Annotated in this window: 9 protein-coding genes; 3 read left to right on the top strand and 6 right to left on the bottom strand. The window is 68.1% G+C overall.

All coding sequences use genetic code 11. The annotated features are described in order from the left end of the window. Positions 1-94 precede the first annotated feature (94 nt). Positions 95-1,195: an NADH:flavin oxidoreductase gene (locus AAC997_RS17735; RefSeq protein ID WP_340647032.1), complete on the bottom strand. Its 1,101-nt coding sequence runs from the start codon at positions 1,193-1,195 to the stop codon at positions 95-97. A gap of 188 nt (positions 1,196-1,383) precedes the next feature. Between AAC997_RS17735 and AAC997_RS17740 the strand changes: the two genes are divergently transcribed. Further along, entirely contained in the window at positions 1,384-2,661 is a 1,278-nt protein-coding gene (locus AAC997_RS17740; protein WP_340647033.1) for a cytochrome P450, read from the top strand. Between the two features lie 198 nt (positions 2,662-2,859). Then, entirely contained in the window at positions 2,860-4,083 is a 1,224-nt protein-coding gene (locus AAC997_RS17745; RefSeq protein ID WP_340647034.1) for a PLP-dependent aminotransferase family protein, read from the top strand. Positions 4,084-4,246: 163 nt separating this feature from the next. Here the strand turns inward: AAC997_RS17745 and AAC997_RS17750 are convergent, their stop codons facing one another. The 5 genes from AAC997_RS17750 to AAC997_RS17770 all read right to left on the bottom strand — a co-directional run bounded on the left by AAC997_RS17750 (position 4,247) and on the right by AAC997_RS17770 (position 8,228). Continuing rightward, complete coding sequence (locus tag AAC997_RS17750; RefSeq protein ID WP_340647035.1) at positions 4,247-5,395, bottom strand: serine hydrolase domain-containing protein; 1,149 nt, start codon at positions 5,393-5,395, stop codon at positions 4,247-4,249. Beyond that, the gene (locus AAC997_RS17755; protein ID WP_340647036.1) at positions 5,392-6,615 is read right to left on the bottom strand and encodes an acyl-CoA dehydrogenase family protein; all 1,224 of its coding nucleotides are present in this window, start codon (positions 6,613-6,615) and stop codon (positions 5,392-5,394) included. The genes AAC997_RS17750 and AAC997_RS17755 overlap by 4 nt, the downstream gene beginning before the upstream one ends. An 11-nt stretch (positions 6,616-6,626) precedes the next feature. Next, a complete protein-coding gene (locus AAC997_RS17760; RefSeq protein ID WP_340647037.1) occupies positions 6,627-6,914 on the bottom strand; it encodes a putative quinol monooxygenase in 288 nt (95 codons plus the stop codon). Between the two features lie 225 nt (positions 6,915-7,139). After that, entirely contained in the window at positions 7,140-7,427 is a 288-nt protein-coding gene (locus tag AAC997_RS17765; RefSeq protein WP_340647038.1) for a hypothetical protein, read from the bottom strand. 102 nt (positions 7,428-7,529) lie between these two features. After that, the gene (locus tag AAC997_RS17770) at positions 7,530-8,228 is read right to left on the bottom strand and encodes a DnaJ family molecular chaperone (RefSeq protein ID WP_340647039.1); all 699 of its coding nucleotides are present in this window, start codon (positions 8,226-8,228) and stop codon (positions 7,530-7,532) included. A gap of 71 nt (positions 8,229-8,299) precedes the next feature. Between AAC997_RS17770 and AAC997_RS17775 the strand changes: the two genes are divergently transcribed. Beyond that, the coding region (locus AAC997_RS17775; RefSeq protein ID WP_340647040.1) for a hydantoinase/oxoprolinase family protein at positions 8,300-10,102 on the top strand (1,803 nt) is incomplete at its 3' end.

Raw genomic sequence — 10,102 nt, forward strand, 5'->3', positions numbered from 1 at the left:
GGTCGTTGGGAACGTCCGCTTCCCGGCGCTATCCGAAAGGTCCGCTTCGCCGCATCAAGGGCGGCGGGGCCCGCGCCCCGCCTCCATGGCGCCACTAGTACAGCACCCCCATGGCCGACCGTTCGAAGCTCTTCAGCTCGTCATTGCGGCCCTCCTTGATCTTCAGCACCCACTCGGGGTCCTGCAGCAGGGCGCGGCCGACGGCCACCAGGTCGAAGTCGCCGCGGTCCATGCGGCGTTCCAGCTCGTCCAGCGACGCCGGCTGCGAGGCCTCGCCGCCATAGGCCGCGATGAACTCGCCCGACAGGCCCACCGAGCCCACCGAGATGGTCGGCACGCCGGTCAGCTTCTTGGCCCAGCCGGCGAAGTTGAGGTCCGAGCCTTCGAACTCCGGCTCCCAGATGCGGCGCTGCGAGCAGTGCAGGATGTCGGCGCCGGCGTCCACCAGGGCGCCCAGCCAGGCCTCCATCGCCTTGGGATCGTGGGCCAGGCGGACGGCGTAGTCCTGCTGCTTCCACTGGCTGATGCGGATGATCACCGGATAGTCGGGGCCGACGGCCTTGCGGACTTCCTTCAGGATGTCGGCGGCGAAGCGGGCGCGGCCGGGCAGTTCCTTGGAGCCGTAGGCGTCCTCGCGGACGTTGGTGCCTTCCCAGAAGAACTGGTCGATCAGGTAGCCGTGGGCGCCGTGCAGCTCGACGGACTCAAAGCCCAGCGCCTTGGCGTGGGCCGCGGCGTCGGCGAAGGCGCGGATGGCGTCGGCGACGTCCTCTTCGGACATGCCCTCGCCGAACTGCTTGTCGGGACGCGACAGGCCAGAGGGGCTGTCATAGGGGCCCTTGGGCGAGAACTCGGGGTCGCGGGCGCGCACCGCGCCGACGTGCCAGAGCTGGGGCGCCATGACACCACCGGCCTCGTGCACCGCGTCGATGACCCGCTTCCAGCCGGCCAGGGCGGCCTCGCCGTGGAAGCGCGGCACATTGGCGTCGTTCACCGAGATCGGCCGGTCGACGCCCGTGCCTTCAGAAACGATGAGCCCGACCTCAGCCGCCGCGCGACGCTTGTAATAGGCCACGACGTCGTCGGTGACGACGCCACCGGGCGAGAATGACCGGGTCATCGGCGCCATGACGATCCGGTTCTTGAGGTGCAGGCCCTTGTAGTCGAAGGGCTTGAAGAGGGCGTCGGCGGCCATGGGCGCTCCAGTCAAACATCTGTTCGAGAAGCCCCCGTTACAGCACGGTCGTGCGCTTCCGTCTGTACAGATTTTCTACGGACAGGGGGCGGTCCTCTGTGCGCCCCCTTGCCTTGAGGCCCTGCCTCAAGCATTCTTGTCTGAACAGTGATAAGATAGCCGCTCCAGACGGCTTCGGAGGACACCTGATGAGCGACGGCAACATCGACCTGAAAGCGGAAGCGCGCGCCCGGGCCTATTCGATCCCGCTCGACGAGATCAATCTGACCGACATCGAGCTGTGGCGCACCGAGACCTACTGGCCCTACTTCGAGCGCCTGCGGAAGGAGGACCCGGTCCACCTGCATCCCGCCGATCAGCACGAGGACGGCGCCTACTGGTCGGTCACCAAGTACAACGACATCATGGCCGTCGACACCAATCACGAGGCGTTCTCCTCCGAGCCGGCGATCACCATCTTCGACCCCAAGGAAGACTTCACCCTTCCGATGTTCATCGCGATGGACCCGCCCAAGCACGACGTGCAGCGTAAGACCGTCAGCCCCGTCGTCTCGCCCCACAACCTGCACATTCTGGAACCTCTGATCCGCGAGCGGATCCAGAACACCCTGGACAGCCTGCCGATCAACCAGCCCTTCGACTGGGTGGACAAGGTCTCCATCGAGCTGACGACCCAGATGCTGGCGACCCTGTTCGACTTCCCCTGGGAGGACCGTCGCAAGCTGACCCGTTGGTCGGACGTGGCCACGGCGGGTCCGGAATCGGGCCTGTTCAGCTCCGAGGATCCCGAGGTCGTCGAGGCCGAGCGGCAGATGGAGCTGTTCGAATGCGTCGACTACTTCAGCCGCCTGTGGGCCGAACGGATCGCCCAGCCCCCCAAGGGCGACCTGATCTCCCTGCTGGCCCATGGTGAGGCCACCAAGGACATGGATCGCATGGAGTATCTGGGAAACCTGATCCTCCTGATCGTCGGAGGCAACGACACCACCCGCAACTCCATGACCGGCTCGGTCCTGGCCCTGAACCAGAACCCGGATCAGTACGACAAGCTGCGCGCCAATCCGGACCTGGTGCCGTCGATGGTTTCAGAGACCATCCGCTGGCAGACCCCGCTGGCCCACATGCGCCGCACCGCGACGCGGGACGTCGAGCTGGGCGGCAAGACCATCAAGAAGGGCGACAAGGTCGTCATGTGGTACGCCTCGGGCAACCGGGACGAAGAGGTGATCGTCAATCCGAACGCCTACATCATCGACCGCGAACGCCCCCGCCAGCACCTTTCCTTCGGCTTCGGCATCCACCGCTGCGTGGGAAACCGCCTGGCCGAACTCCAGCTCAAGATCCTATGGGAAGAAATCCTGCCGCGCTTCCCCACCATCAAGGTCGTGGAAGAACCCAAGCGCGTGCCCTCGTCCTTCGTGAAGGGCTACGAGAGCATGACGGTGATCATCCCCTCGAAGAACTAGGACGACATGGTCCCTTCTCCCCTTGCGGGAGAAGGGTTTGCGGTGGGGCTTTTCAATTCGCCCCCGCCCCACTAGGTTCCCGTCATGAGCCCGATCTCGCACCCCCTCGTATGACGCCCCTGAGCTGATCAGGTGAGACGCCGCGTCCGCGCGGCCAACAGAGGCCAGCGCCTCGGCAGACGAGACAGAGACCACGCCATGACCACCCCGCCCCCCGACTGGGCCGCGCGCTTCTCGCAGCGGATGACCCGCGTCCGCGCCAATGAGATCCGCGAGCTGCTGAAGCTGCTGGATCAGCCCGATATCCTTTCCTTCGCCGGCGGCATCCCCGATCCCGGCCTGTTCCCGGCCGACCAGATCCAGGCCGCCTACGACGCCATCCTGGCCGATCCGGAACAGTCGCGGACCGCCCTGCAGTATTCGGTGAGCGAGGGCTACCTGCCTCTGCGCCGCTGGATAGCCGAACGCATGGCGCTGAACGGCGTCGAGTGCGACGAGGCCAACATCATCCTCACCGCCGGTTCGCAGCAGGCGCTGGACCTGCTGGGCAAGTTGTTCCTCACCCGCGGCGACACGGTGATGGTGGCCAGGCCCACCTATCTGGGCGCCCTGCAGGCCTTCAACGCCTACGAGCCCGCCTATCTCGACCTGCCCGAACGCGCCCTGCGCGATGGCGTCGACGCCAAGGCCCTGATGGACGGTCGCGAGCCCAACCCCCTGGGCTATTTCGTCCCCGACTTCGCCAACCCCACCGGCGAAAGCCTGACGCTCTCTGAACGCGAGGCCCTGCTGGACCTCGCCGCCGAGCTGGACATGACCCTGATCGAGGACGCCGCCTATCGCGAGCTGCGCTTCGAGGGCGAGCCCCTCCCCACCCTGCTGGCCCTCGACATCGCCCGCTCCGGTTCCATCGAGGCCGCCCGAACCCTGTTCTGCGGCACCTTCTCCAAGACCATCTCCCCGGCCCTGCGCATGGGCTGGGTCTGCGGGCCCAAGGCGGTGATCGAGAAGCTGGTCCTGCTGAAACAGGGCTGCGACCTGCACGTCTCCACCATCAACCAGATGGCCCTGCACGCCACGGTGTCGGAGGGCTACGAGCAGCACCTGGGGTCCCTGCGCACCGCCTACGGCGCCAAGGCCGCCGCAACCCTCGCCGCCCTGGAGCGCCACATGCCGGCCGGCGTCACCTGGTCGCGGCCCGAGGGCGGCATGTTCGTCTGGCTGTGGCTGCCCGACGGCATGGACGGCAAGCTTTTGCTGGAAAGGTCGCTGGCCGAGGAACGCGTCGCCTTCGTGCCGGGCGAGCCCTTCTTCGCCGAGGTCCCCACCGTCAACGCCATCCGCCTCAGCTATTCGCTGCCGACCGATGCGCAGATCGACGACGGCGTGAAGCGGTTGGCGGGATTGATCGCGCGCTCCTGATGGATGCTCCCCTCCTGGGGGAGCTGGCGCGAAGCGCCTGAGGGGGACTTTGACTCTTGTTTGGGGACTGTAAGGGTCAACGACGTTGATCCCCCTCCGTCCCGCCGCTTCGCGACGCGCCACCTCTCCCACCTCGGCGCTGCGCGCCTGGGGGAGGATCTATCTAGTCCAGGCCGTACGCCCCACGCTCCAGAGCCCTGAGCAGGGTCAGCACCTCGGGATCAGCAAACGGCAGCAGCTGGGTCATCAGCACTCCGCCCTGCCCGGCTTCCGGATCGGCCCAGTAGTAGGTGTTGGCCAGGCCCGCCCAGGCCAGGCTGCCGGCGCTGCGCCCGTCGCCGGTGGGCTCCGGCGTGATCATCGTGGCCAGGCCGTGGCCGGTGGCCATGTGCGGATAGAGGTCGAAGTCGTTGGACATGGCCGCCGCGGCCGACTTGATGAAGCCCGCCTTGTGCGCCCCGCTGTGGCTCTCCGACAGGCTGCGCAGGGTCCTGGCCGACAGCACCGCGCCGCCCTCCCCCAGCAGCATGCGCAGGAACTTGCCGTAGTCGGCCGCCGTCGAATAGAGGCCGCCCCCGCCCGACAGCACCTCGGGATTGGCCGGCAGGCCGAAGGGGATCGGGATCAGCGCCCCGTCCGGCCCGCGCACGTGGACACTGGCCTTGCGCGCGGCCTGCCCGTCCGACAGGGCGAAGCCGGTGTCATCCATCCCCAAGGGACCGAAGATGTGACGGGTCAGATAGGCGTCCAGCCGCTCGCCGCTGGCCGCCTCGATGACGATGCCGACCCAGTCGATGCCGATGCCGTAGATCCAGCCCTGGCCGGGGTCGAACATCAGCGGTTGGCGATGCGCCGCGCGGCTGCCGGAGTTGGGATCAAGCGCCCCCTCGGTCTGGGAGAAGGCCAGGAATTCCGGATGGGTGAAGGTGTAGGCGAAGCCCGAGGTGTGGCTCAGCAGCTGGCGCAGGGTGACGAACCCCTTGGCGGGCCGCAGCCTGGCCTTGCCGCCCTCCACGCCTTCCAACACCTGGAGGTCCTTCAGGTCGGGACACAGGTCTCCGAGGTCGCCGTCCAGGGTCAGCTTGCCCTGCTCCACGAGCTGCAGCGCCGCCACCGACACCACCGCCTTGGTCATCGAGGCGATCCAGAACACGGTCGCCCCGTCCATCGCCGCCGGCTGGCCCGCCGCCCGGACCCCGGCGGCATGTTCGTAGGTGACGCCGTCGCGGTCTGTCACCAGGGCCACAGCGCCGGCGATCTTGCCGTCCGAGACGCACCTTGCCAGCGCCGCCTCGAAGGCCCCGAAGCTCACAGCCCCAGCACCATCTTGGCGATGATGTTGTGCTGGATCTCGTTGGACCCGGCATAGATCGAGGTCTTGCGGTAGTTGAAGTACATCGGCGCCACCGTGGCCGCGTAGTCCGGGCCCGCGCGGGGCTCGTTCCGCTCGCCCCTGATCTCGGCGAAGGTGTCCTGGACAAAGGGCTGGGCGTAGATCCCCGCCGCCTCCAGGGCCAGTTCCGTGATCGCCTGCTGGGCCTGGCTGCCCTCCAGCTTGAACATCGAGGACGCCGCCCCCATCGCCTCGCCCGCCGTGCGCGCGGCGAACATCCGCAGCTCGGTGGCGTTGAGCGCGTCGACCTTGATCTGGGTCTCGGTCAGCTTGCGGCGGAAATCGCTGTCATCCAGCATCCGCAGGCCGCCGTCCGACCGCTCGGCCCCGGCGATCATCTTCACCCGGGCCAGCATATTGGTCAGGCCCGGCGCATAGGCGTTGCCGCGCTCGAACTGCAGCAGGTACTTGGCGTAGGTCCAGCCCTGACCCTCCTCGCCGATGCGGTTGGCGACCGGGACCCGGACGTTCTCGAAGAACACCTGGTTGATCTCCTGCTCGCCGTCCGGCGGCCCATCCAGGGTCGGCAGCGGCACGATGCTGATCCCCGGCGTCGTCATGTCCAGCAGCAGGAAACTGATCCCCATCTGCCGGATCGCCTCGTTCGACGTCCGCACCAGGCAGAACATCCAGTCGGCATGCTGGGCGTAGGTCGTCCAGATTTTTGAACCGTTCAGTACATAATGATCACCGTCGCGCTCCGCCTTCATGGAGAGCGAGGCGAGGTCCGATCCGGATCCCGGTTCGGAATAGCCCTGGCACCACCAGACCTCGCTGGAGAGGATCTTCGGGAGGTGCTGCTTCTTCTGGTCGTCGGTGCCGAAGGCCATCACGACGGGTGCGCACATCCGCACCCCCATGTTGGAGGTGTCGGGCGCCCCGGCCAGGGCCATCTCCATGTCGAAGATGTACTTCTGGGCAGGGGTCCAACCGGTCCCGCCATATTCGGCGGGCCAGTCGGGCGCCATCCAGCCCTTCTCGTTCAGCCGCTTCCACCAGCGGACCTGGCCGGTCTTGTCGATATGGGCGTTCTTCGACTGGCCCATATGGGCCCGCATGTCGTCGTCGAAGGCCTGGGCGATGAAGGCGCGGACCTCGTCGCGGAAGGCGAGGTCACCTTGCGAGAAGTCGAGGTCCATGCTCGCTTTCCCTAAACGCCGTCGAGGTATTCGATCTCGGGACGGCCGCCCATGCAGGGGCCCATCTTGGCGCCGGCGGCCTTGAAGTAGTCGGTGCCGCCGTGGGCGGTCAGGGACTCCTGGTCCTTGTAGAGTTCCAGCACCTTGTAGACCTGCGGATCGGTGCGGCTCTTGGTGAGCTGATAGGCGATGTTGCCGGGCTCATTGGCCCGCACCTGCTTGGCGAGGTCGGTGAAGATCGCCTCGAATTCCGCGTTCTTGCCTTCAGCGACCTTCAGGACCGCGATCACACCAATCATGCCGTTCTCTCCCAACGCTTGTTTGAAGCGACGGTAGATGGCGTGGTGGAGACGGGCAAGCCCTACGCCGCGTCAGCCAAACCCCGTCATCCTAGGCCTTGTGCCTGGGACCCCTTTGTCGGTGGCATTGAGCAGCAGAACACGCACAACCGCGCCCGCTCCATCCGGCAAGAATCCAGACGTTTCGAGAGGGGTCCTAGGCACAAGGCCTAGGATGACGGGGAATTACCGCCGATCGTTCCAGCCGTAGGCGACCCAGTGATGGCCGCCCAGGTTGCGGGCCTCGATGATCCCGTCGTCGCGGCGGGCGTGGGCCGTGCGCTTGGCGCGCAGGGCGAGGCCCGCCAGCGCCAGCAGGGCCGAGGACATCACCGCGATCACCACCACCGTGGCGGCGGCGAACAGGGCCAGGACCGCGGCGATGACGACCGCCGCCGTTGTGGCCAAGGCGCCGCCCAACACCGCGAAGCTGCGGAGCGCCGAACCGTGTTTGCGGGCGAATTCCCTGACCATGGCTTCCTCTGGCGTCACCTCTTCCGGTGACTGCTACGATAATGTTGTTCCGACGCCGCTCGCCGTCAACGCTTCAAAGCACGAAAAGCAACGAAACCAGTGTTATGCCGCACCTTCGAGCGCCATTTCCCGGCGCTCGCGCATGATGGTGTCGAAGGCGGCGTTGATGGAGGCCGCCTTGGCCTCCGCCACCTCGATGAACTCCGAAGGCAGGCCGCGCGCCCGGGCGCGGTCCGGGTGGGCGACGATCAGCGCGCCCTTCCAGGCGCTGCGGACCTCGTCGTCCAGCGCGTCGTGCGGCACCCCCAGCACGCCATAGGGATCCTCGGCGCTGAGGCCCAGATGGGTGGCCTTCAGCCGGCGGAAGACCAGGGGCGAGAAGCCGAACAGCACCGCCACATGCTCCAGATAGACCAACTCGTCTGTGGTCACCGCCCCGTCGGCGCCGGCGATGTGGAAGAGGCCGTCCAGGACGTCCTCCAGCAGGGCCGGGCAGTTGCGGTAACGCTTGGCCAGCCGGATCGCATAGCTCTCGTAGCCGCGCGTGGTCTGGCGGGCGAGGTCGTACAGGCGGTGGATGTTGCGCTCCGAGGCCGCGTCGGTCTGGAACACCTGGGCGAAGGCGTCGAACTCGCCGACGCTGGCGCGGCCGTCGGCCTTGGCCAGCTTGGCGCCCAACGCCGTGACGGCAGTCGTGAAGGTGGGATCCTCGCCGGGCAGGCCCGGAGGACACTCGTCGCAGTCTTCGCACCCATCGGGGCGGCGGACGGCGAGCCCAGCAATGTTGCGCCAGAAACTCATGGGAGTATCCACAAGCCTAGTGCCGCAGTGCGGCAAACACAACGCGCATCGTCCCGCAGGCAGGTTAAGTTTTGGACAGACTTTGGAATTTCTGGATCGACCGCGGCGGCACCTTCACCGACGTGATCGGCAAGGCGTCCGACGGCGAGGAGGTCTCGCGCAAGCTGTTGTCCAGTTCGCCGGCCTATGAGGACGCCGCCGTCGAGGCCATGCGCCGGGTCTTGGGCGCGGAGCCCGGAACGCCCTTCCCCGCCGCCCGCGTCGAGGCCATCAAGATGGGCACCACCGTGGCCACCAACGCCCTGCTGGAGCGGCGCGGCGCCAAGACCCTGTTCGTGGCGACCCAAGGCTTCGCCGACGCCCTCGTCATCGGCGACCAGTCGCGGCCCGACCTCTTCGCCCTCAACATCGTCCGCCCCGAGCCGCTCTATTCGGGCGTGATCGAGGCCCGCGAACGCCTCGCCGCCGACGGCGCTGTGGTTGAGGCCCTGGACTGCGGCGACCTGGCCTCCAAGCTGCAGGCGGCCGTGGCGGAGGGCTACACCGCCGCGGCCATCGCCTTCCTGCACGCCGACCTCAATCCGGACCACGAGATCGCCGCCGGCGACCTGGCCCGCGCCGCAGGGTTCGAGTTCGTGGCGCTCAGCCACGAGGTCTCCCCCCTGCCCCGCTACATCCCGCGCGCCGAGACCACCGTGGCCGACGCCTATCTGACGCCGGTTCTGCGCGCCTATGTGGAAAAGGTGGCGGGCGCGGTGGCCGGCGCCCCGCTCTACTTCATGACCTCGGCGGGCGGCCTGGTGCGGGCGCAGGCCTTCCGGGGACGCGACGCGGTGGTCTCCGGCCCGGCCGGCGGCGTGGTGGGCGTGGCTGAGACCGCCGACGCCGCCCACGCGCAACAGGCCCTGGGCTTCGACATGGGCGGCACCTCCACCGACGTCTGCCGCTATGCCGGCCGCCTGGAGCGCCGCGACACCGCGACCATCGCAGGGGTGAAGCTGCGCAGTCCCATGCTGGACGTTGAGACCGTGGCGGCGGGCGGCGGCTCGATCCTGTTCTTCGACGGTCTGCGCGCCCGCGTCGGGCCCCACAGCGCCGGGGCCGATCCCGGTCCCGCCGCCTATGGCCGCGGCGGACCCGCCACCGTCACCGACGCCAACCTGATCCTGGGGCGGCTCGATCCGCGCTTCTTCCCAGCCATTTTCGGGCCGACCGCAGACGCGCCCCTGGACGTGGAGGCCGCGCGCGCACGTCTCTCCGACCTCGCCGACGCCATGGGGGCGAGCAGCGTCGAGGCCGCCGCCGAGGGCTTCGTGGCCATCGCCGTGGAGCAGACCGCTCAGGCCGTGCGCCGTATCTCCACAGAGCGCGGCTTCGATCCGCGCGGCCACGCCCTCGTCGCCTTCGGCGGCGCGGCGGGCCAGGTCGGGTGTCAGGTCGCAGAGGCGCTCGGCGTCGACCAGGTGCTCTGTCCCCGCTACGGCAGCGTGCTATCAGCCTGGGGCATCGGCCAGGCCAGGGTGACCGCCCTGAAGCAGGCCGGGCTCGACGCGGCCCTGGACGACGACGGCCTGACCCACGCCGCCGCCCTGCTGGAAAGCGTGGAGGCCGAGGCTCGCCAGGCCCTGGCCGACCAGGGGGCCGACGACGGGGGCCTGACCCGCACCCTGCGCCTGCGCTACGACGGCGCCGACGCCGAACTGCCCACGGCGCTCGGCCCCCTTCCCGACGTCAAGGCCGCCTTCGAAACCGCCCACCGCCGCCTGTTCGGATTCGTGGAGCCCGACCGGACCATCGTCATCGTCAGCGTCGAGGCCGAAGCCACAGCCCTCCCTCCCCTTCATGGGGAGGGTGGACGAAGCGAAACTTCGGAC

Origin of the sequence: Phenylobacterium sp. (assembly GCF_037968635.1) — a bacterium.
In the GTDB taxonomy this organism is placed as follows: domain Bacteria; phylum Pseudomonadota; class Alphaproteobacteria; order Caulobacterales; family Caulobacteraceae; genus Phenylobacterium.